20 protein-coding genes are annotated in these 20921 nt (G+C 59.3%); 10 read left to right on the plus strand and 10 right to left on the minus strand.

The features are described 5' to 3' along the window. Positions 1–66 precede the first annotated feature (66 nt). Both AC8GFP_RS10245 and pyrE read right to left on the minus strand, forming a co-directional pair. Positions 67–3666, minus strand: a complete 3600-nt coding sequence (locus AC8GFP_RS10245) for an indolepyruvate ferredoxin oxidoreductase family protein (protein WP_506612840.1) — start codon at positions 3664–3666, stop codon at positions 67–69. Between the two features lie 91 nt (positions 3667–3757). Next, positions 3758–4450: an orotate phosphoribosyltransferase gene (gene pyrE, locus AC8GFP_RS10250; RefSeq protein WP_506612843.1), complete on the minus strand. Its 693-nt coding sequence runs from the start codon at positions 4448–4450 to the stop codon at positions 3758–3760. Between pyrE and AC8GFP_RS10255 the strand changes: the two genes are divergently transcribed. The 3 genes from AC8GFP_RS10255 to AC8GFP_RS10265 are packed head-to-tail and all read left to right on the plus strand — an operon-like array spanning position 4449 to position 7176. After that, the gene (locus AC8GFP_RS10255) at positions 4449–5258 is read left to right on the plus strand and encodes an exodeoxyribonuclease III (protein ID WP_506612981.1); all 810 of its coding nucleotides are present in this window, start codon (positions 4449–4451) and stop codon (positions 5256–5258) included. The two genes, pyrE and AC8GFP_RS10255, sit on opposite strands and share 2 nt — an antisense overlap. 29 nt (positions 5259–5287) lie before the next feature. Then, a complete protein-coding gene (gene arfB, locus AC8GFP_RS10260) occupies positions 5288–5695 on the plus strand; it encodes an alternative ribosome rescue aminoacyl-tRNA hydrolase ArfB (RefSeq protein WP_506612845.1) in 408 nt (135 codons plus the stop codon). Between the two features lie 47 nt (positions 5696–5742). Then, positions 5743–7176 (plus strand): flavin-containing monooxygenase, encoded by a 1434-nt coding sequence (locus AC8GFP_RS10265; RefSeq protein WP_506612847.1) that lies wholly within the window; start codon positions 5743–5745, stop codon positions 7174–7176. A gap of 20 nt (positions 7177–7196) precedes the next feature. Here AC8GFP_RS10265 and AC8GFP_RS10270 read toward each other — a convergent pair whose 3' ends face one another. The 3 genes from AC8GFP_RS10270 to AC8GFP_RS10280 all read right to left on the minus strand — a co-directional run bounded on the left by AC8GFP_RS10270 (position 7197) and on the right by AC8GFP_RS10280 (position 8946). Beyond that, complete coding sequence (locus tag AC8GFP_RS10270; protein WP_506612849.1) at positions 7197–7520, minus strand: type II toxin-antitoxin system PemK/MazF family toxin; 324 nt, start codon at positions 7518–7520, stop codon at positions 7197–7199. Next, on the minus strand, positions 7514–7768 hold the full coding sequence (locus AC8GFP_RS10275) for an AbrB/MazE/SpoVT family DNA-binding domain-containing protein (RefSeq protein ID WP_506612851.1): 255 nt from the start codon (positions 7766–7768) through the stop codon (positions 7514–7516). Before AC8GFP_RS10275 ends, AC8GFP_RS10270 begins: the two co-directional genes overlap by 7 nt. Positions 7769–8307: 539 nt before the next feature. Further along, positions 8308–8946, minus strand: coding sequence for a hypothetical protein (locus AC8GFP_RS10280; protein WP_506612853.1), 639 nt, complete (start codon positions 8944–8946; stop codon positions 8308–8310). Positions 8947–9099: 153 nt separating this feature from the next. On the opposite strand from AC8GFP_RS10280, the gene AC8GFP_RS10285 reads away from it, so the two are divergent. Beyond that, complete coding sequence (locus AC8GFP_RS10285) at positions 9100–9360, plus strand: hypothetical protein (protein WP_506612855.1); 261 nt, start codon at positions 9100–9102, stop codon at positions 9358–9360. 43 nt (positions 9361–9403) lie between these two features. Continuing rightward, positions 9404–10042 carry an MBL fold metallo-hydrolase gene (locus tag AC8GFP_RS10290; protein ID WP_506612856.1) on the plus strand — a complete coding sequence of 213 codons (639 nt, stop codon included), beginning with the start codon at positions 9404–9406 and terminating at the stop codon, positions 10040–10042. A 19-nt stretch (positions 10043–10061) separates the two neighbouring features. Here the strand turns inward: AC8GFP_RS10290 and AC8GFP_RS10295 are convergent, their stop codons facing one another. From AC8GFP_RS10295 to AC8GFP_RS10305, 3 genes are all read right to left on the minus strand, one after another. Continuing rightward, on the minus strand, positions 10062–10490 hold the full coding sequence (locus AC8GFP_RS10295; RefSeq protein WP_506612858.1) for a TA system VapC family ribonuclease toxin: 429 nt from the start codon (positions 10488–10490) through the stop codon (positions 10062–10064). Next, positions 10490–10756, minus strand: a complete 267-nt coding sequence (locus AC8GFP_RS10300; protein WP_506612860.1) for a CopG family transcriptional regulator — start codon at positions 10754–10756, stop codon at positions 10490–10492. The genes AC8GFP_RS10295 and AC8GFP_RS10300 overlap by 1 nt, the downstream gene beginning before the upstream one ends. A 73-nt stretch (positions 10757–10829) precedes the next feature. Beyond that, positions 10830–11660, minus strand: a complete 831-nt coding sequence (locus tag AC8GFP_RS10305; RefSeq protein ID WP_506612861.1) for a M48 family metallopeptidase — start codon at positions 11658–11660, stop codon at positions 10830–10832. Positions 11661–11695: 35 nt separating this feature from the next. On the opposite strand from AC8GFP_RS10305, the gene AC8GFP_RS10310 reads away from it, so the two are divergent. Beyond that, positions 11696–13027, plus strand: coding sequence for an AmpG family muropeptide MFS transporter (locus AC8GFP_RS10310; protein WP_506612862.1), 1332 nt, complete (start codon positions 11696–11698; stop codon positions 13025–13027). A 56-nt stretch (positions 13028–13083) separates the two neighbouring features. On the opposite strand, the gene AC8GFP_RS10315 is transcribed toward AC8GFP_RS10310, so the two are convergent. Beyond that, positions 13084–14703 carry a hypothetical protein gene (locus AC8GFP_RS10315; protein ID WP_506612863.1) on the minus strand — a complete coding sequence of 540 codons (1620 nt, stop codon included), beginning with the start codon at positions 14701–14703 and terminating at the stop codon, positions 13084–13086. Positions 14704–14800: 97 nt separating this feature from the next. Here AC8GFP_RS10315 and AC8GFP_RS10320 point away from each other — a divergent pair, with 97 nt between their 5' ends. Then, positions 14801–15790 (plus strand): NAD(P)H-dependent flavin oxidoreductase, encoded by a 990-nt coding sequence (locus AC8GFP_RS10320; RefSeq protein WP_506612865.1) that lies wholly within the window; start codon positions 14801–14803, stop codon positions 15788–15790. A 239-nt stretch (positions 15791–16029) separates the two neighbouring features. Here the strand turns inward: AC8GFP_RS10320 and AC8GFP_RS10325 are convergent, their stop codons facing one another. Continuing rightward, entirely contained in the window at positions 16030–17085 is a 1056-nt protein-coding gene (locus tag AC8GFP_RS10325; protein ID WP_506612867.1) for a homocysteine S-methyltransferase family protein, read from the minus strand. 93 nt (positions 17086–17178) lie between these two features. Between AC8GFP_RS10325 and AC8GFP_RS10330 the strand changes: the two genes are divergently transcribed. From AC8GFP_RS10330 to AC8GFP_RS10340, 3 genes are all read left to right on the plus strand, one after another. Continuing rightward, positions 17179–17316 (plus strand): hypothetical protein, encoded by a 138-nt coding sequence (locus tag AC8GFP_RS10330; protein WP_506612869.1) that lies wholly within the window; start codon positions 17179–17181, stop codon positions 17314–17316. A 117-nt stretch (positions 17317–17433) separates the two neighbouring features. Then, positions 17434–19284, plus strand: coding sequence for a phosphoenolpyruvate carboxykinase (GTP) (locus AC8GFP_RS10335; protein ID WP_506612871.1), 1851 nt, complete (start codon positions 17434–17436; stop codon positions 19282–19284). A gap of 18 nt (positions 19285–19302) precedes the next feature. Further along, positions 19303–20913 (plus strand): class I adenylate-forming enzyme family protein, encoded by a 1611-nt coding sequence (locus AC8GFP_RS10340; RefSeq protein ID WP_506612873.1) that lies wholly within the window; start codon positions 19303–19305, stop codon positions 20911–20913. The last annotated feature ends 8 nt before the right edge of the window (positions 20914–20921 follow it).

Consider the following 20921-nt stretch of genomic DNA (forward strand, 5'->3'; position numbering starts at 1 on the left):
TTGAGCGACTGGATTCACGACCACGTGTTTGACGAAAGCAGTGAAACCGCCAAGCGTTGACCGCGATTAAGCCGCTTTCTTACCAGCCGCTTGCACGGAGGCACGCCACGCCTGCGTCAAGCCTTCCCACTGCGCCCGCGCGGCTTGCAAATGCCGCGCTTTCACATGGCCGTAGCCTTTGATTTTTTCGGGGATGCGGGCGATTTCCAGCGCCAGCGCTTGCCGCTGTGGGTCGTAGTCGCGCAGCACCTCGTTGATGCTGGCCATGTACTCGTCCACCAAGGCGCGTTCTTCGCGGCGCTCCTCGGTGTAGCCAAACACATCGAACACACCGCCGCGTAAAAACTTCAAACGCGACAGCAGTTTGAAGCCCCACAGCATGGACGGGCCAAAGGCTTGTTTCACCAATTCGCCTTTGTCGTTTTTCTTCGCGATCAAGGGCGGGGCCAGGTGGTAGTTCAGGGTGTAGTTGCCCTCGAACTGCTCGGCAATGCGCTTTAAAAATGCAGGGTCGGCATGCAAACGCGCCACCTCGTATTCGTCTTTGTAGGCCATCAGCTTGTACAAATTGCGTGCCACGGCTTCTGTCACCAGGTTCGACGACTTGTCTTGCACACGTTGCACAAAGTCGGTGTAACGCTGGGCATAGGCCGCGTTTTGGTAAGCGCTCAGCCATTCGCTGCGCTGTTGAATGACGGTGTTCAAGTGCGGCTTGGCCTTGAACTGCATCACTTGGCTGGGGCGCATCAATTGCTCAACCCGGGGCATGTCGTGGGCGCACCAACGGCCCCACAAAAACGCCTTCAAATTCGACTCGACCTGCACGGCATTGAGTTCGATGGCGCGTGACATGGCGGCTTCACTCAACGGAATCCAGCCGCGCTGCCAGGCGTAGCCCAAGACCATCGGGTTGATGTAGATGCTGTCGCCCAGCAATTGGGTCGCCACGCGGTTGGCGTCAAACGCGCCCAAGTTGTTCGCCTCGCCGCCCAGCGCCAACAGGATGTCGGCCACGCAGTTGTCGCTGGGGTTGGCCCATGCGCCGTTTTTCACAAAAGCGGCGGTGGGTGTGCCTTGGCCGTTGATGGCCACGCGGGTGCGGCCTGGGCGCATCCGCAACATGGTTTCTTTGCCTGCGCTCACGATCGGGTCGCAGCCCAGCACCAAGTCGGCCGCGGCGGTGGACACGCGGGTGGTTTGAATGTCGGACTGCTGCTGCGCGATCAACACATGGCTCCAAGTGGCGCCACCTTTTTGTGCCAAGCCCGCAGCATCTTGGGTGACGATCCCTAAGCCTTCCAAATGCGCGGCCATGCCCAGCAACTGACCGATGGTGATGACACCGGTGCCGCCCACACCTGCGACCACGATGCCGTAGCCGCCGGGGTAGACGCCACGGCTGAGCGAGGGCAATTCAGGCGATGGCAGTGCGCCCAAGTCTTGGGGTTGCGGCATACCGCTCTTGTTTTGCTGACGCCGCTTGCCGCCTTTGACCGAAACGAAGCTGGGGCAAAACCCTTTGACACAGCTTTGGTCTTTGTTGCAAGTGCTTTGGTTGATGCTGCGCTTGCGGCCAAGCTCGGTTTCCAAAGGCTCCACGCTCAGGCAATTGCTTTGGGCGCTGCAGTCGCCGCAGCCTTCACACACCGCTTCATTGATGATGACGTTGACCGCGGGGTCCACCATGGTGCCGCGCTTGCGGCGACGGCGTTTTTCAGTGGCACAGGTTTGGTCGTAAATGATGACGGTGCAGCCCAAGATGCTGCGCATGGTGCGCTGCACCCGGTCCAGCTCATCGCGGTGTTCGATGGCCACGCCCTCGGGCAAACCCAACGCGCCGCCGGGAATGCCGTTTTGGCCGACCGCCGCGTATTTCTCGGGTTCGTCGGTGACGATGACGATGTGCTTGGCGCCTTCGGCCCGCATGCTTTGCGCGATTTGAATCACGCTGTGCCCTTCGGCACGCTCGCCCACGGGTTGGCCGCCGGTCATGGCCACGGCATCGTTGTACAAAATTTTGTAGGTGATGTTGACACCCGCTGCCACGCTTTGGCGCACCGCCAGCAAGCCGCTGTGAAAGTAGGTGCCGTCGCCGATGTTGGCAAAAATATGTTGGTCGTTGCTGAACGGTTGCTGACCGACCCAAGGCACGCCCTCGCCGCCCATTTGGGTGAAGCCCACGGTGCTGCGGTCCATCCACAAGCTCATGAAATGGCAGCCAATGCCAGCCATGGCGCGTGAGCCTTCGGGCACACGGGTGCTGGTGTTGTGCGGGCAGCCCGAGCAAAACCAGGGCTGCCGATCGGCCTGGACTTCCAACACGTTCATGGCTTGTTGCTTGGCTTCCAACACCGCCAACTGCGCATCAATGCGGGCCGTGGTGTCGCTGTCGATGCCGATTTTTTTCAAGCGCTTGGCAATCGCTTGGGCGATGAGGGCGGGTGACAAATCGGCATTGGCACGCAAGAGCACATGGTCGATCGGGTTGATTCCGGTCCACTCGCCGCCTGCGTCACCCTCAACCTGATCGAACTTGCCCAACACGCGCGGGCGCACGCCATCGGGCCAGTTGTACAGCTCTTCTTTGAGTTGGTATTCGATGAGTTGGCGCTTTTCTTCCACCACCACGATTTCTTGCAAACCGCGGGCAAATTCCCGGGTGCCGTGGGATTCCAGCGGCCAGACCACACCGACCTTGTGCACCCGAATACCGATGCGCTTGCAGGTGGCGTCGTCCAAACCGAGGTCGAGCAAGGCTTGGCGTGTGTCGTTGTAAGCCTTGCCACTGGCCATGAGACCGATGCGGTCGTGCGGACCTTGGATGACGGTGCGGTTGAGTTTGTTGGCGCGGATATAGGCCAGCGCGGCGTACCACTTGTAATTGAACAATCGGGCTTCTTGGCTCAGCGCGTCGTCCGGCCAGCGGATGTGCACACCACCTACAGGCATCTCGAACTCGGGGATGACGATGTCCAAACCATCTGGATCGATCATCACCGTGGCACTGGACTCGACCACCTCTTGAATGGTTTTCATGCCAGCCCAAATACCGGCAAAGCGGCTCATGGCCAAGCCGTGCAAACCGTAGTCGAGCACATCTTGCACCGACGCTGGGAAGAACACGGGCAGGCCGCAGGCCTTGAAAATGTGGTCGCTTTGATGCGCTGCAGTGCTGCTTTTGGACACATGGTCGTCACCGGCCACAGCCAAGACACCGCCCCAAGGCGTGGTGCCCGCCATGTTGGCGTGTTTGAACACGTCCGAGGTGCGGTCCACGCCCGGGCCTTTGCCATACCAAATGCCAAACACGCCGTCGAATTTGTTGTTGCCGGGGGGCGCAAAACCGAGTTGCTGCGTACCCCACAAAGCGGTGGCCGCCAGTTCTTCATTGACACCGGGTTGGAACACGATGTGCTGGGCTTGCAAATACTTGCGGGCGCTCCACAGCGCTTGGTCGTAACTGCCCAAAGGCGAGCCACGGTAGCCACTGATGAAGCCGGCGGTGTTTTTGCCTTGGGCGGCGTCGCGTTGGCGCTGCAACATGGGCAAGCGCACCAGTGCCTGCACCCCGCTCATGAAGGCGCGGCCGTGCTCTAACGCGTATTTGTCGTCCAACTGGACGGTTTCCAGCGCTTGGCGAATGTGTTCGGGCAGGGGGGCGTTCATACGGGGTCTCCAACAGCAACTGACAGCCGGCCCAGTTTAGGGCTTGGCCATGAAATTTGACAGCGGGTTTGTCCCGCAGTTGACGAGGACTTTAGGCCACGCCGTAACGGTCGCGGTAAGCCTGCACTTGCGCCAGATGCGCCGTGGTGTCGGGGCCTGTCGAAGATTGCAAATAGCCCAGCAGGTCGGTGAGTTGCGCCACGGCACAGACTTTCAAGCCGAGCTGTTCACGCACGTACTGCACCGCGCTGTGCGCCACATCCCGCACCTGGCCGTCCACCACCTCGGTGGCCATTTCCTGGCGGTCCAAGGCAATCGCCACCCCATACGCCTGGGCACCAGCAGCTTGGATGAGCGAAATGGATTCACGCACCGCCGTGCCCGCACTCATCACATCGTCCACGATCAAGACCCGGCCCCTCAAGGGTGCGCCGACCAAGCTGCCGCCCTCGCCATGGTCTTTGGCTTCCTTGCGGTTGTAGGCAAACGGCAGGTTGCGCCCCAAACGGGCCAACTCGATGGCGACCGCCGCGCCCAAAGGGATGCCTTTGTAAGCGGGGCCAAAAATCATGTCGAACTGCAAGTCGCTTTGCAGGAGTTTTTGCGCGTAAAAGGCGGCCAAACGGCTGAGCTTGGCGCCGTCGTCAAACAAGCCTGCGTTGAAAAAATAAGGGGACATGCGCCCGGCTTTGGTCTTGAAGCTGCCAAATTTCAAGACCCCCGATTCCAGCGAGAATTGAATGAATTCTTGCGCCAAGGTGTTTGGCGTGTCTTGCACCGACATGGGGGATTCCTTGTTCAAACTCACCAGCCTCAACCTCAACGGCATCCGTTCTGCCAGCAGCAAAGGCCTTGAAAACTGGCTGGAAAAAGCCAAGCCGGATTGTATGTGTGTGCAAGAAATCAAAGCCCAAGCGCCCGACTTGGCGGGCAAATTCGAGGTCTTGGCGGGTTTGAACGGCTACTTTCACTGCGCCGAGAAAAAAGGCTATTCGGGGGTGGGCATCTACACCCGGCATGCGCCCAGCGCCGTCATTGAAGGCTTTGACGGCGGCGAGTTTGACGCCGAGGGCCGCTGTCTGGAGCTGCGCTTTGACACACCGAAACGCAAATTGTCCTTGCTCAGCGTGTACTTTCCAAGCGGGTCTTCCGGCCCCGAGCGGCAAGAAGCCAAATACCGCTTTTTAGACGCGATCGAGCCGCACCTGATGGCTTTGAAAAAGAAACGCGAGTTCATTTTGTGTGGCGACGTGAACATCGCGCACCAGGAAAAGGACTTGAAGAACTGGCGCAGCAACCAGAAAAATTCGGGCTTCTTGCCCGAGGAGCGGGCTTGGATGACACGCTTGACCACCGAGGGCGACGTGGTGGATGTGTACCGGCAACTGCACCCTGACACCACCGATGCTTGCTACACTTGGTGGAGCAACCGGGGCCAGGCCTATGCCAACAACGTGGGTTGGCGGCTGGACTACCACCTGGCGACACCTGCTTTGGCGGCGTTGGCCAAGCAGGTGTCCATTTACAAGGACGAGAAGTTTTCAGACCACGCGCCGGTCACCGTGGTCTATGAGCCCTCATTGCTGGGTTGAAGCTTCAGACCGTCTCGCGCACCCTCATCATGTCCAGCACCGCCATCCTCATACCGGAACACGAGATCGAATTCACCGCGATCCGGGCCCAAGGTGCGGGCGGGCAAAACGTCAACAAAGTCTCCAGTGCGGTGCACCTGCGGTTTGATATTCGCGCGTCTTCGTTGCCGGATGCGGTGAAAGAAAAACTCTTGGCCACCTCAGACCAGCGCATCACCAGCGAAGGCGTGATCGTCATCAAAGCGCAAACCACGCGCAGCCAAGATAAAAACCGCGCTGAAGCCATTGAACGTCTGCACGACATGGTGTCCATCGCCGCCAAACCGGTCAAGCCTCGCCGCGCCACACGCCCCACGCTGAGCTCGCAACGCAAACGCGTGGACAGCAAGGTGTTGCGCGGGCAAACCAAAGCCACGCGTGGCAAAGTGATCGACTGAACCATGCACACCCCTTTGGCTTTCGTTGCTTTGACAGGAGGCTTCTTGTGTTGGATGTCTTGATCATTGGCGCGGGCTTGTCCGGCATCGGGGCCGCTCGCCATTTGCAAAACAAGTGCCCTGAGAAAACCTGGCGCATTTGGGAAGCCCGCGCACAAATGGGTGGCACCTGGGATTTGTTCCGCTACCCCGGCGTGCGCTCCGACTCGGACATGCTGACGCTGGGATATGCGTTCAAACCTTGGGTGGGCACGCAAACCATGGCCGATGGCGGCTCCATCCTGAGCTACATCCAAGACGCGGCGCATGAAACCGGTGTGGCTGCGCAGATCCACTACGGCCATAAAGTCACCCACGCTGCATGGTCCAGCCTGGACGCTTGTTGGACCTTGACCGCCGTGCTGGCCAATGGCGACACCGTGCAACAACGCGCCCGCTTTGTGCATTTGTGCGGCGGTTATTACAGCTATGAACGCGGTCACCAGCCGGTGTTTGCGCAGCAAGACGACTTCAAGGGCGCGCTGGTGTATCCCCAGTTTTGGCCAGCAGGCTTGAGCCATGCAAACAAACGCGTGGTGGTGATTGGCAGCGGGGCCACCGCCGTCACGCTGGTTCCCGCCATGGCGCAAAGCGCGGCCCACGTGACCATGTTGCAGCGCTCGCCCTCGTATGTGGTGAGCCTGCCCAGCCAAGACCCGCTGCCCATGCTGCTTGGGCGCTGGCTGCCCAAGGCTTGGGCGCACACCATTGCCCGCTGGAAAAATATTGTGCAAGGCATGGCGTATTTCCAATTGGCGCGACAACAACCCGCCTTCTTGAAAAAGTATTTGGTGGGCATGGTGCGCCAAGCCTTGGGGCCGGGGTTTGATGTGCGAACGCATTTCACGCCGCGCTACAACCCGTGGACGCAACGGGTCTGCGCCTTGCCCGATGGTGATTTGTTCAAAGCGCTGAAAGCGGGTCGTGCCAGTGTGGTGACCGACCACATCACGCATTTCACACCGGATGGTGTGGCGCTGCAAAGCGGGCAGGTGCTGGCGGCAGACATGGTGGTGGTGGCCACCGGCTTGCAACTCAATGTCTTGGGTGATGTGGCGTTTGCCGTGGACGGCGTGCCGTTTGAACCCGGCCAAGCTTTCAGCTACAAGGGCTGCATGTTGTCAGGCTTGCCCAATGTCGCGGCAACCTTTGGTTACTCGAACGCCTCTTGGACCTTGAAAGCCGATTTGATCGCTGGCTTTGTCTGCCGACTGCTCAAGCACATGGATCAACACGCTTACAGCGAAGTGCGGCCGACACCAGCGCGGCCGATGAAACCGCAACCCTTCATGGACTTCAGCTCGGGCTATGTGACGCGCAGCATCGACCAACTGCCCAAGCAAGGCGACCACGGCCCCTGGCGGGTTCCGCAAAACTACTTGCTGGACCTTTGGGGCTTGCGCTTGGCGTCGCTGAAAGATGGCGTTTTGAGTTTCAAATGACACCCGAACGATGGCCGTGGTCAATATTCGGCAAACAAGGCTTGCAAGGTTTGCAACACTTTCCCCAAAGTCTTTGGTGATACTTGTCCCAATTTCTTCGTGAGCCGCTGTTTGTCGACGGTACGGATTTGGTCTAAGACGATCAAGCCTTTGGTGCCCGCATGCGACACCGGCACACGAAATGGTGCAGCAAACCCTTTTGAAGTCATGGGGGCCACCATCACGGTTCGAAGATGCGCATTCAATTCAGGGGGCGATACCACCACGCATGGCCGTGATTTTTTGATTTCGGTGCCCACAGTGGGGTCCAGGTTCACCAACCAGATGTCACCTCGCTTCACCAAGTCAGCTCCCCATCGTCGGCATTGCCAAACTCACCCATCAGCAAGTCATCCTCGCCATGGCTTGCCAATTCAGCAGCAGCCTCAGCCCATCCTTCGCGCAACGGTTTGCTGGGTTTGCGCAATACGATCGAGCCGTTTTCAATCAACACGAAGGCGGTGGCTTCACCTTCCAAGCCAGCCTGCGCCAGCAAGGGCTTGGGAAGCACGATGCCTTTGCTGTTACCAATGTTGCGAATGGCGATTTCCATTGAATTCTCCTGTTGCAACAATGTTAAATTCGCGGCCAATCCATGTCAACCATTCGACACTGTCTGTTTGACTTCTTAAGCGACTTGGCCTTCCTCCAAACCACTCGGGATAGCGCGAGGGTCTGACCATCAGCGAACGCGAGTAACTCAATACTTTGGATCAAGAGAGTCGGGAATTGCCTTTAGCCAATGAATCAATTGACCTGCCGACAAGCCATGCGCCCAAGCCACCAACGACACAGAACATACTGTTTCATTGGACTGTTTCATAATTTTAAGCTTCTGCTCGTTTATCCAGCATATTTGGCGCTGAACACTGGTTACCATTTACACCCGGCTGGGTATTAATGAAGACATAGTAATTTCCATAGTCTTATTCCTAATTTAAGAAATATCGATGTGACTTTGTTTTAGGGGGCCTACTCAGTCAGGGACATTCGCACCGTTTCTTGATAGCTCTTGAAAACCTCCGCTCTGTCAGTTAAGCTTTTTAAATACTAGCTGAGATATCGCTTTTTACCGCATCCTGGATATTTATTTTAAAAAACTATGGCTTTTTGAGCTGTGCTATTTGCAACATCTAATCTCAAAACCATATGACCAAAACCTGCGTGAGTAAAATAAAACAAGCTCATTGTTCTATTTTGGTTACAGGAATCTATGCCATTCAAAACCACATCCTTCATCAACGTATTTGTTGGTATATTTGTTGTGAGGGTGCATAAATATGTTGGGGGATTATCTGTTACGTAGTATGACTGATAAATTGCAACTACTGAACCATTGGGATTGATTGTTAAGCTTTTAGCTCCGCTGACGTAAGAACCAACATATTTACTTAACATTTCATCACCAACTGGATTGTAAGTAAATGACATACGCATATCATGTTTTGCCAAATTGTAATTAGCCTGAGTATGATTTAAAATTTTCTTAGTAATAACGCCTCCATTCGCCCCATTTAGATATGCCGAATAAAGTGACGAGGCTAGAGGGTCAACTCCCACAGTAGAGTTTAGAGACAATATTGAGCCGCTTGCGGAGCCACTGCCTGAAAAATAGCCGCCGGCGAAATCATTACCGATATACATTTGGAAATTCCCAAGCCGATTACTTGCAAAGTAAGCTTCACTTTGATTCCCATTTACAGACCTTCGCCCATTCCACCAGCCATACATGAATTGTGTAGGGTCACTTTGACTGAATGTGCAGTTAGCAACTTGTGATGTTATACAAGCAACTGACGACGAAGGCGGTGATGAATCCTCCCCGCCACCCCCGCCGCAGGCGGAAACAAATATGATGGATATGGTCAATAAAACCTTTTGCATTTGGCCAAGCTGGTTGTTTATAAAATGTTAGTTTACAATATATATGAATTAGTAATTACTATTATTGCTAGTGGTAAACCCTTTCTCCATTTGTTTGCCTTTGGTTTGGTGGTTCTTAGCCAACATCATCAATCGCTGTTCTCCCTCCACCAAAAGCTTGAAGCAGGGCGGCTGTCAGGGGGACACGTCAACACCACCCAAAATTACCGGTTTGTGCCAGTATCAGTTGCTATAGAAAATTTGGGGAATGCTGAACCATGACCTCAAGTTCTAAACATTTTTATCAAGCCCTTGCCTGAACACCATGCTCCACTACGAAACCATCCCCGTCACGCCCTTTCAACAAAACTGCTCTGTGGTCTGGGAGGACGAGGGCATGACAGCGGCCATCATCGACCCGGGTGGTGACTTGGATTTATTGCAAAGTGCTTGCAAGCAACTCGGCGTGACGCTGGTGGCCATCTGGATCACCCATGCGCACTTGGACCATGCGGGAGCCACCGCCGATTTGGCCGAAAGCTTGAACCTGCCCATCATCGGTCCGCACCCCGGCGATCAGTTTTGGATTGATGGTTTGAAAGAGGCCGCTGAGAGTTATGGTTTCCCACCGGCACGACCCTTCAAACCGACACGCTGGTTGGCCGATGGCGACACGGTCACCTTGGGCCAGCACACTTTGCACGTGCGGCACTGCCCCGGCCACACGCCCGGCCATGTGGTGTTTTATTCGGCCGAATTGAAACGTGCCTTTGTCGGCGATGTGCTGTTTGCCGGCAGCATTGGTCGCACCGATTTCCCGCAAGGCAACCACCAAGACCTGCTCGACAGCATCACTCAGCGCTTGTGGCCGATGGGCGACGACACGGTGTTCATTCCTGGTCACGGGCCTGAGAGCACCTTTGGCCGCGAGAGGCGCAGCAACCCCTATGTGGGTGGTACCTGAGACCGACACCGCGCACTGCTCACACCAACACGCGTAAATGTCGTGCGTCTGCCCTCAAGGCCCAAGAGACGGCAATTTTTTGATCCAGCGTCACCAAACATCCTTGGTTTTTCACAGCCAGGGCCACCAGGTAGGCATCGGTGATGTCCGAAGGGCGCATGACTTGGCCCCAGTTGATACCGTTTGTGTCCAAGGGGTGAATGTCGTCTGCCCAAAACACGTGCATCGGATGTTGCACGGCTTCCTGCAAGCCTTGCACCACCGAGTGCATGGGCAAACGATTGGGGTATTGGGGCTGCGACAAGATGCGAATGCAGCAATTGAGGGTGATGGGGCAACTGGCCCAGCCGTCTGCGAGTGATTGAAACCAGGTGGTGGCCAAGCGGTGGTGCACATGGTTGGCGTCCAGCAAGGCGATCAACACACTGGTGTCCAACAAGGCCCGCATCAATCGCCCAGTTCGTCGCGGATGGCACGCACCATGTCGGCGGTGACGATGTTCTGCCCCGACAAGACGAGAGGTTTGAAACCGTGAACTGCGGGCGCTTCCTTCACCGTCAGCGCCTCTTGACGGGACGCCGGGTCGGCCAAGCCGCTTTGAATGGCGCGGCGCATGGTGTCCGAAATGATTCGCCCGGCCGTGGTTTGACCCGCTTTGGCCAAGGCCTTGGCCGCGGCCAGCACATCATCATCCAAGTCTAAGGTGGTTCGCATGGCCCAAGTGTATCTGATGCAAACGCATCAGATGCGCAGTTTCATACTTGACTTTCAGGGGTGGGTGGGAGATTCAAGACGATTTGGCCCGCTCATACAGCGGGTTCACTTTGGGCAAGTTGGCTTCGATGTCTTTGATGCGGGTGTTGCCCGAGGGGTGGGTGCTGAGCCACTGCGGCGGTGCGCCTTTGTTGGCAGCGCTCATTTTTTGCCACAGGCTGACGCCAGCACGCGGGTTGTAGCCAGCGCGAGCGGCCAGCTCCATGCCCACCAAGTCGGCTTCGCTTTCGTCTTCGCGGCTGAACTTGAGCGACAGCAGTTGGGCGCCTTGCTGCGCCACGGCGTCGGTGACCCGCGCATCGATGCCCAAAAAACCAGCAATCAGGGCGCCGCCCAAACGCGACAAGCCATTGGTGGCCATGCTCTTGCCCATGCGCTCGCGGGCGTGTTCGCGCAGGGCGTGGGCGATTTCATGGCCCATCACCATCGCCACTTCGTCGTCGGTCAGTTCAAGCTTGGTGAGGATGCCGCTGTAAAAAGCGATCTTGCCCCCGGGCATGCAAAACGCGTTGATTTGCGTCGAGCCCAATAAATTCACTTCCCATTTCCAATCGCGGGCGCGCGGGTTCCACTCGTAGCTGAACGGGATGATTTTGTTGGCGATGGCACGCAAGCGAATCACTTGCGGATGGTCGTCACCGGCCAAGGCCTCTTTCTCGTCGGCCTGCTTCATCATTTGGCCGTACTGCATTTGCGCCGAGTTTTCCACCTCGCCAGCAGGCACCAACTTGGCGAACTTGGAAGTGCTGCCCACTTCCACGCCGTCACGCGCCAAGGCGTCGAAAGCAAACAGGCCAGCCGCACAACCGGCACAGGAATGAAGAAAAGCGCGTTTGGTTTGCATGGGGCTGGTGTTCCAGAGGGTCGCACAATAAGGGCATGAACGATAACCCAACTCAGCCCCGTTTGTCCTTGCGTTGGCAAGACACCCTGTTGATTTACCTGAGCCCCACCAGTTTGCGCATGTTGGCTTTGGGGTTTTCGGCGGGTTTGCCACTTTTACTGGTGTTGGGCACCTTGAGTTTTCGTTTGCGCGAGGCAGGCATCGACCGCGCCACCATCGGTTTCTTGAGTTGGGTCGGTTTGGCCTACGGCTTCAAATGGGTGTGGGCGCCGCTGGTCGACCGCCTGTCGATTCCTGTGTTGACGCCGTTGTTGGGTCGTCGCCGCAGTTGGTTGTTGCTCGCGCAAGTGTCGATTGTGTTGGGCCTGTTGGGCATGGCCGCGGCCAACCCGCAAGACGCGCTCACGCCCTTGGTCGGTTTTGCGCTGTTGGTGGCGTTCGGGTCGGCCACGCAAGACATTGCGCTGGACGCCTTTCGGATTGAATCCGCCTCGGCCCGCTTGCAAGCGGTGCTGGCGGCGAGCTACCAAACCGGCTACCGCTTGGCCATGATTTGGGCCGGCGCCGGTGTGTTTTGGATCGCCGCCAAAGCCGAGGTGGGCGGCTTGCCTGTTGGCACCTACCAAGACGGTGCCTGGGCCTGGGCCTACACCGTGATGGCGATCTCGATGGCCGTGGGCATGGCCACCGTGTTGTTATCCAAAGAACCGGCGGCGGTGGACTTGCCGCCCGCACACAACCTGCGCCAATGGCTGCAAGTGGCGGTGCTGGCACCCTTTGCCGAGTTCATTCGGCGCTACCGTTGGCACGCCGTGTTGTTGCTGGCGCTGATTGGCACTTACCGCATCAGCGACATCGTCATGGGCATCATGGCCAATCCGTTTTACGTGGACATGGGTTACAGCAAAGAAGAGGTGGCCACCGTCACCAAGCTGTACGGCGTGGTGATGACCTTGGTCGGCGCGTTCCTGGGCGGCGTGATGGTGCTGCGCTTGGGCGTGATGCGGGTGCTGATGTGGGGCGCGGTCATGAGCGCGGCCACCAACTTGCTGTTCGCGTGGTTGGCCGGACATGGCCACGATGTGGTCGCGTTGATCGCCGTGGTGTCGGCTGACAACCTGAGCAGCGGCATCGCCTCGGCCGCTTTCATTGCGTACTTGTCGTCGCTGACCAATGTGCAGTACTCGGCCACGCAATACGCTTTGTTCAGCTCGCTCATGCTGCTGCTGCCGAAGTTTTTGGCCGGGTTTTCAGGCGTGGCGGTGGACGCTGGCGGCTATGCCAGTTTCTTTGTCGGCACCGCTTTGATGGGGCTGCCGGTGTTGCTGCTGGTGTGGTTGGCCAGCAGGTTTCACCAACCTGCGTGAGCCCGATGGCGTTTGTACCGCCATAAGGCTCACGTTAGCCTGCCAAACCGCCAGTCTCAATTCGGCTTGATTTTGTAAATCCCGTTGTCGCGGTCCGCACTGAAATACACCGTACCGTCAGCCGCCACGGCCACGCCGGTGGTGAGGTAAGGCGGGGGCAGGCCGGGGCCAGCTTCAAAGCCAATTGGCAAGTCGCTGGCAATCACGCGTTTGCTGCCGTTGGCCGGGTCCACTTCGGTGAGTTGGCGCTTGGCGGCTTCGGCCACGATCAGCTTGCCGCCAGGGGTTTGCGCCAAACCTTCAGGGCCCGCCAAACCTTCGGCCACGGTGCGCATGCTCCAGTTGCTGGTGTCCACGCGCAGCAAGCGGCCAGCCAATTCGGTGATGTAGACCGCGCCGTCTTGGCCCAAGATCATTTGCGTGGGGCCTTGCAAGCCGGTGACGACTTGTTTTTTGTCATGCAGGTCTGGTCCGCTGAGTTGCGTCAGTGCGCCCGCCGCCAATTCCAGCGCCAGCACCGTGCCATTGGGCAATTGCACCGCGTCCATGGGCGCGGCCAAGCCGTGCGCCATGGCCTTGCTGCTGTTGTCTTTGCGGCTCAAGAGCTGCACCGTGCCGGTGAACCAGCTCGACAGCACATAGTGGTCTTTGGACAGGGTGACGGCGAAGGGGTACTCGATGGCGTCGCCGTGCATGCGGGCCACGTCGCTCAATTGGCCGCTGGCCAAGTCCACCGAGCGCAGGCCAAACAAATGCGCCACGTGCAGGGTTTTGCCATCCTCGGACAGCTTCAGGCCGCCGGGCGCGGCCATGCCGCCCTTGGTGATTTGGCGGGCGCTGCCGTTGCTGGGGTTGATTTGTTGCACGCCGTTGTCGACCATGTTGGAGACGAAGATGTTGTCTTGTTTGTCCAGCGCCAGGTTGTCGATGCCGGTGGCCAACTGCGCGACTTTGCTGCGCTTGCCGTCGGCTGGGTTGATCTTGAACAGCTCGCCGGTCTTGGTGTCGATCGCCCAGATGTTGCCCTTGCTGTCGTAGTTGGCGGCGGCGGGCACCTTGAATTCGCTGTTGATGACTTTGATCTCGCCATCGGCGGGGTTGAGCTTGACGATTTGTCCCTTGAACCACAGGGGCGCCACGATCCAACCGTCGGGGCCCACCTCAAAACCGTTGAAGCCGCCCAGGTCTTTTTTGATCAAGCGCGGGGCGGCCGCGCCGGTGACATCGAGCTCCCACAGGGCGTCGCCCAAGAACACCTGAGACGCATACAGCTTGCCACTCTTTTGGTCGAAAGAAATCGAATTCACGCCGGGCAGGTCTTTGGCAATCACGCGGATGGGTGCGCCATCGTTGTCGCGGATGCGCACCACGCCTTGCAAAAACGAGGTCCAGGCCATCTCGCCCTTGGGGCCGATGGCGATGTCATCGGCTTGGCCTTGCGGCGCATCCACCAAGATGCTGCCTTTGCCAGTTTGCTGGTCCACCTGGGTGATGGACATGCCGACCACGCTGCCGCCCAGCAAGCGACCTTGCTTGTCCACCGCTAAGCCGTGCACGCCTTTGAAGTTGGACGGCGGCACCACCACCTGCGGCTTGCCATAGGTTTGCGCCTGCACCGCGCCAGTGAGGAGCAGGGCGGCGAGGGCGACGGCTTTGACATTGAACAAGGAAGGCATGGGCGAAGTCTCCAGAAATGGTTTTGTTTGTCTTTTCAATGTAGGCGGCAAGCCAGCCCCCAGAGCCCATCGTTTACCCGCATCCATAATCGCCGTCATGCACACCCGCTTCACAACCGCCTTTGGCCTGTCCACGCCGCTCGCCTTGGCGCCCATGGCGCTGGCCGCGGGCGGTGCGCTGGCCGCCGCTTGCGCCAACGCCGGGGCCTTGGGCTTGCTGGGCGGGGGCTATGGCGACCTGTCCTGGGTGCAGCGCGAACACGCTTTGGCTTTGAGCCTGCTGCCCGAGGCCGCGCCGCGCTTGGGCTGTGGCTTCATCACCTGGAAATTGGATGAAGACGCCAGCGCCTTGGACTGGTTGCTGGACCAGGCGCACACACCCGCTGCGTTGATGCTGTCTTTTGGCGACCCGCGCCCCTATGCCGCGCGATTGGCGGCGCGTGGTGTGCCGCTCATTTGCCAAATTCAACAAGTGGCGCAACTGGATGACTGCTTGGAGGCCGGTGCTGCCGTGGTGGTGGCGCAAGGCGCGGAGGCCGGTGGCCACGGCATGAACGCCTTGAACGGGCGCAGCACCTTCAGCCTGGTGCCCGAGTTGGCCGATGCCTTGGCGGTGCGCTCGCCTGGCACCTTGTTGTTGGCCGCCGGTGGCGTGGCCGACGGCCGGGGCTTGGCAGCAGCTCGGATGCTTGGCGCGGATGGCGTGTTGCTGGGCAGCCGTTTGTGGGCCAGCGCGGAAAGTTTGGCCTCAGCTGGCGCGGTGAACGCGGCCCTGGCAGCCAGCGGCGACGACACCGCCCGAAGCCCAGTGTTTGATGTGTTGCGGCGCAAACACTGGCCTGCGCCCTACGACTTTCGGGCGCTGCGCAATGGTCTTCACCGGCAGTGGGAGGGGCGCCTAGACGCGCTTCGGACCGCGCCAGACGCTGCACGTGCCGACTATGACGCGGGTGTGGCGGCGGGCGACTTTGACCGCGCCCATGTGACGGTGGGCGAGGCGGTGGGGCTCATGCACGACGCGCCGCCCGCGGCCGAGCTGATTCGGCGGATCACGGCGCAGGCGGCTGGTTTGCGCTGGCCTGATTAATTGGGGTCAGATTCCAATTTTTCTCAAAAAATGGTCCCCAGGCCGTGCGGCTTTAGGTGGTTTTTGGGCATGCCTAAAAAGCCTTGTTTTGAGGGGGTGGTCAGCAGGAACGGGGCTTTCAGGCGTTTTTATGATACATAAATTCAAAGTTTTGCCGTTTTCTTGTATCACTCCCCAAACAATTGGAATCTGACCCCAATTACCTGTGGTCGGCAAGCCAGCGTAGCTTCCCGGCCACTTCAGGCATGAAACAGCCTTGGCCGCAAAGGCCCCACCGCCTCCCCAATGGCCGCGATGTGCTCGGGCGTGGTGCCGCAGCAGCCACCCACGATGTTGACCAAGCCCTCGGCGGCGAACTCGTGCAGCAAGCGGCTGGTCACCTCCGGCGTCTCGTCAAAACCGGTGTCGCTCATCGGGTTGGGCAAACCGGCGTTCGGGTAGCAGCTGATGAAGGTGTCACCGGCCACCTTGGCCAGCTCTTGGATGTAAGGGCGCATCAGCGCCGCGCCCAAGGCGCAGTTCAGACCCACCGCCAACGGTTGGGCATGGCGCACGCTGTGCCAAAACGCGGTCACGGTTTGGCCGCTCAGGATGCGCCCAGAGGCGTCGGTCACGGTGCCGCTGATGATGAGTGGCAGCCGCTCGCCGCTGGCTTCGAAATACTCGTCGATGGCAAACAGCGCCGCCTTGGCGTTCAAGGTGTCGAAGATGGTTTCCAGCAGCAGCGCGTCCACGCCACCTTCCACCAGCGCTTGCACTTGCTCGAAATAGGCCTGGCGCAGTTCCTCGAAATTCACATTGCGGGCGCCGGGGTCGTTCACGTCCGGGCTGATGCTGGCGGTTTTGGGGGTGGGGCCCAAAGCGCCCAAAGCGAAGCGCGGTTTGTCGGGTGTGCTGAATTTGTCGCAGGCCGCGCGGGCAATCTGCGCCGAGGCGCGGTTCATTTCAATGGCCAAGTCGGCCATGTCGTAATCGCCCTGGGCGATGGTGGTGGCGCCAAAGGTGTTGGTTTCCACCATGTCGGCGCCAGCGGCCAAATAACCTTCGTGGATATCGCGGATCACGTCCGGGCGGGTCAGGCTGAGCAACTCGTTGTTGCCTTTGACGTCCTTGGGGAAGTCGGCAAAGCGGGCGCCCACGCTGCCCGGTCCGCTGTAGCCCTCGCCCCGGTACTGATCTTCGCTCAGTTTGAAGCGCTGAATCATCGTGCCCATGGCGCCGTCTAGGATGGCAATGCGCTGTTGCAAGATGCCAGGCAGGGCCTGGCCACGGGTGTATTTGGGGGTGTTGGGCATGGTCACCAAGGAGACGGGGGAGGGAGGGGCATCATAAGGTTTCGGTCAGGTGGGGTGTTTTAGAATGGGTCTTCTTTTGTTTCAGGTGACACCATGTCCGACAACCAACACCCCGCCGACACCCCCGAAGACGTCGTTGAATCGATTGTCCCTTACATGCCCTATGTGCTGCCCATCGGGGGCGGCATCCTGATCTTTTTGCTGGCCTTCATCGCCGTCTTCATGGGCTGACCGCCCCAGTCCTTGCCTTGCTCTGAGCGCCAGCCTCTTGGCGCTTTTTTTATTGCTTTTGCACAAACACTTGCCAAAGGTGTTTGCGCTGAATCAATTGAAGCTTAGGAGACAGCAATGACCACCACCGCCCATGCAGGCGCGGGGCTCACCGCCCCATCGTTCGTGAAAAATAAAAAACTCATCGCCTGGGTCGCCGACATGGTGGCCTTGTGCAAACCAGCTGCCGTGCACTGGTGCGACGGCAGCCAAGCCGAGTACCAACAACTTTGCCAAGCACTGGTGAATGCAGGCACCTTCAAAAAACTCAACCCGGCCAAGCGCCCCAACTCCTTCCTCGCTTGCTCCGACCCGTCAGACGTGGCGCGGGTGGAAGACCGCACTTACATCTGCTCGACTCAGAAAGAAAACGCGGGACCCACCAACAACTGGATGGACCCGGCCGAGATGCGCCAAACCCTGCAACCGCTGTTTGACGGCTGCATGGCCGGTCGCACCATGTACGTGGTGCCGTTTTCCATGGGCCCCTTGGGCAGCCCGATCGCCCACATCGGCATCGAGCTGTCCGACAGCGCCTATGTGGCGGTCAACATGAAGATCATGACCCGCATGGGCCAAGCCGTGTACGAGGTGTTGGGCGAGCACGGCGAATTCGTGCCCTGCGTGCACACCGTGGGTGCGCCTTTGAAAGCAGGCGACAAAGACGTGCGCTGGCCGTGCAACAAAACCAAGTACATCGTGCATTACCCCGAGACCCGCGAAATCTGGTCTTACGGCTCGGGCTACGGCGGCAATGCGCTGTTGGGCAAAAAATGCTTTGCGCTGCGCATCGCCTCCAACATGGGCCGCGACCAAGGCTGGTTGGCCGAACACATGCTGATTCTGGGCGTGACCAACCCCGAGGGCAAAAAATACCACGTGGCCGCCGCGTTCCCAAGCGCCTGTGGCAAAACCAATTTCGCCATGCTGATCCCGCCTGCGGGCATGCCGGGCTGGAAAGTCACCACCATCGGTGACGACATCGCTTGGATCAAACCAGGTGCCGATGGCCGCCTGCGTGCCATCAACCCCGAGGCCGGTTACTTTGGCGTGGCCCCGGGCACCAACACCTTGACCAACCCCAATTGCATGGCCAGCTTGCACCAAGACGTGATCTTCACCAACGTGGCCCTGACCGACGACGGCGATGTCTGGTGGGAAGGCATGAGCGACGCGCCCGCGCACTGCATCGACTGGCAAGGCCAAGACTGGACACCCGCCATCGCCAAAGAAACCGGCGCCAAAGCCGCGCACCCGAACGCCCGTTTCACGGTGGCCGCGACCAACAACCCGGCGCTGGACAGCGCCTGGGACGACCCCGCGGGCGTCACCATCGACGCCTTCATTTTTGGCGGCCGCAGATCAACCACCGTGCCCTTGGTCACCGAAGCCCGCAACTGGGTGGAAGGCGTCTACATGGCCGCCACCATGGGCTCGGAAACCACGGCCGCTGCCGCTGGCCAACAAGGCGTGGTGCGCCGCGACCCCTTCGCCATGCTGCCCTTCATGGGCTACAACATGAGCGACTATTTCCAACACTGGTTGAAGCTGGGTAAGCAATTGCAAGCCAGCGGTGCCAAGTTGCCGGCCATTTACTGTGTCAACTGGTTCCGCAAAGACGAAGACGGCAAGTTTGTCTGGCCCGGTTATGGCGAAAACATGCGTGTTTTGAAGTGGATGATCGACCGCATTGAAGGTGGCGCAACAGGCGCTGAAAACGTCTTCGGCATCAGCCCCAATTACAACGAGTTGAACTGGACGGGCCTGAGCTTCAGCGCCGAGCAGTTCAACACCGTGACGCACGTGGACAAGGCCGCTTGGGTGCAAGAGTTGAAATTGCACGAAGAGCTGTTCCAGCAACTCGCACACCACTTGCCGCCCGAGTTGCCCGCCACCAAAGCCGCCATCGCCCAGCGCTTGGCGGCTTGACGCTGACGGCCAGCTGCCATGACACTTTCCAAAATGCACTGGCCGACCCTGTCCACCGAGACGCATTTCCAGCGCCAGTTGCGCTGCTTCACGCCGCGTCCGCGCAGCCTGCATGCCCTGCTGGCGAATGCCGTGGCGAGCAACCCGCAGGGCACGGCGCTGGTCTGCAACGACACGCGCCTGAGCTACCTCGCACTCGACCAGCTGGTGGGCCGATTGGCGGCAGGCTGGCAAACGCTGGGCCTGCAAGCCGGGGACCGCGTGGCGCTGCTGCTGAGCAACCGCATCGAGTTCGTGCTGTGCCTGCTGGCCGCCACCCGCTTGGGCGCGATCACCGTGCCCTTGAGCGTGAGAGAACAAACGCCCGGCCTGCACTACATGCTCGAGCATTGCGGAGCCCGGCTGTTGGTACATGACGCCGAGTTGCAGGCTGTCTTGCCTGCAAAAAGCAGCCTGCCGGGTTTGCAATGGCGTGTGAGTTTTGACGGCTGCCCCGACGCGCTGGACTTCGACAGCCTGTTGGCGGAGGCGCCCCTGACGCATACCGCGCCAGTGCAAGAAGAAGACACGGTGGTGATTTTGTACACCTCGGGCACCACCGGTCGGCCCAAGGGCGCGATGCTGAGCCACTTCGGCGTGGTGCATTCCTGCATGCATTTCCAAGTCGGCATGGGGCTGGGGCCCCAGGATTGCAGCATCGCCGCGGTGCCGCTGAGCCATGTCACCGGCCTGGTGGCGCTGGTCACCACCATGCTGCACGCCGCTGGCAAATTGGTCATCCTGCCTGCCTTCAAAGCGCCTTTGTTTTTGGACTTGGCGGTGCGCGAGCGCATGACGCACAGCCTGATGGTGCCGGCCATGTACAACCTGTGCCTGCTGCAAGACTCGTTCGCCACGCTCAACCTCAGCGCTTGGCGCGTGGGGGCTTATGGTGGCGCACCGATGCCCGTGGCCAGCATCGACGCGCTGGCGCAGAAGCTGCCGCAGTTGGTGCTGATGAACTGCTATGGCGCGACCGAAACCACCTCGCCCGCGACCATGATGCCGCCGGGCGAAACGGCGACCCACAATGACACCGTGGGCCTGCCCGTGCCCTGCGCCGAGATGAAAGTGGTGGACGACGATGGCCACGAGCTGCCAGCTGGTTCGATGGGCGAAATTTGGATCAAAGGCCCGATGGTGGTGGCCGGTTACTGGCACAACCCCGAGGCCACGGCGAAAGAATTTGTCGATGGGTTTTGGAAGTCGGGCGACATGGGCAGCATCGACGCCGAGGGCTATGTGCGCATCCTCGACCGCAAAAAAGACATGCTCAACCGAGGCGGCTACAAAATTTATTGCATCGAGGTGGAAAACACTTTGTATGAACACCCGGCCGTGGCCGAATGCGCCATCGTCGCCAAGCCCTGCCCGGTGTTGGGCGAGCGGGTCCATGCCTTTGTGTCGCTGCGCCACGACGCCACCGGCGACGAGCTGAGCGCCTTTTGCAGCAGCCGCTTGTCGCGCGAAAAAGTGCCCGAGAGTTTCACGCTCAGCCACACGCCCTTGCCGCGCAACGCCAATGGCAAATTGATGAAGCGCGAGATGCGCGAGACCTTGCTGAAAGACTTGGCCAGCGGCGCCGCGTAAACCCGCTC

This window comes from Limnohabitans simekii (SeqCode) (assembly GCF_965234735.1).
Lineage (GTDB): Bacteria > Pseudomonadota > Gammaproteobacteria > Burkholderiales > Burkholderiaceae_C > Limnohabitans > Limnohabitans simekii.

Bases quoted from the DNA above. Each gene is read 5' to 3' on its own strand.
- AC8GFP_RS10245 (WP_506612840.1), bottom strand. From the start codon at position 3,666: ATGAACGCCCCCCTGCCCGAACACATTCGCCAAGCGCTGGAAACCGTC.
- AC8GFP_RS10255 (WP_506612981.1), top strand. From the start codon at position 4,449: ATGGGGGATTCCTTGTTCAAACTCACCAGCCTCAACCTCAACGGCATC.
- pyrE (WP_506612843.1), bottom strand. From the start codon at position 4,450: ATGTCGGTGCAAGACACGCCAAACACCTTGGCGCAAGAATTCATTCAA.
- arfB (WP_506612845.1), top strand. From the start codon at position 5,288: ATGTCCAGCACCGCCATCCTCATACCGGAACACGAGATCGAATTCACC.
- AC8GFP_RS10275 (WP_506612851.1), bottom strand. From the start codon at position 7,768: ATGGAAATCGCCATTCGCAACATTGGTAACAGCAAAGGCATCGTGCTT.
- AC8GFP_RS10280 (WP_506612853.1), bottom strand. From the start codon at position 8,946: ATGTATGGCTGGTGGAATGGGCGAAGGTCTGTAAATGGGAATCAAAGT.
- AC8GFP_RS10290 (WP_506612856.1), top strand. From the start codon at position 9,404: ATGCTCCACTACGAAACCATCCCCGTCACGCCCTTTCAACAAAACTGC.
- AC8GFP_RS10295 (WP_506612858.1), bottom strand. From the start codon at position 10,490: ATGCGGGCCTTGTTGGACACCAGTGTGTTGATCGCCTTGCTGGACGCC.
- AC8GFP_RS10300 (WP_506612860.1), bottom strand. From the start codon at position 10,756: ATGCGAACCACCTTAGACTTGGATGATGATGTGCTGGCCGCGGCCAAG.
- AC8GFP_RS10305 (WP_506612861.1), bottom strand. From the start codon at position 11,660: ATGCAAACCAAACGCGCTTTTCTTCATTCCTGTGCCGGTTGTGCGGCT.
- AC8GFP_RS10310 (WP_506612862.1), top strand. From the start codon at position 11,696: ATGAACGATAACCCAACTCAGCCCCGTTTGTCCTTGCGTTGGCAAGAC.
- AC8GFP_RS10315 (WP_506612863.1), bottom strand. From the start codon at position 14,703: ATGCCTTCCTTGTTCAATGTCAAAGCCGTCGCCCTCGCCGCCCTGCTC.
- AC8GFP_RS10320 (WP_506612865.1), top strand. From the start codon at position 14,801: ATGCACACCCGCTTCACAACCGCCTTTGGCCTGTCCACGCCGCTCGCC.
- AC8GFP_RS10325 (WP_506612867.1), bottom strand. From the start codon at position 17,085: ATGCCCAACACCCCCAAATACACCCGTGGCCAGGCCCTGCCTGGCATC.
- AC8GFP_RS10330 (WP_506612869.1), top strand. From the start codon at position 17,179: ATGTCCGACAACCAACACCCCGCCGACACCCCCGAAGACGTCGTTGAA.
- AC8GFP_RS10335 (WP_506612871.1), top strand. From the start codon at position 17,434: ATGACCACCACCGCCCATGCAGGCGCGGGGCTCACCGCCCCATCGTTC.
- AC8GFP_RS10340 (WP_506612873.1), top strand. From the start codon at position 19,303: ATGACACTTTCCAAAATGCACTGGCCGACCCTGTCCACCGAGACGCAT.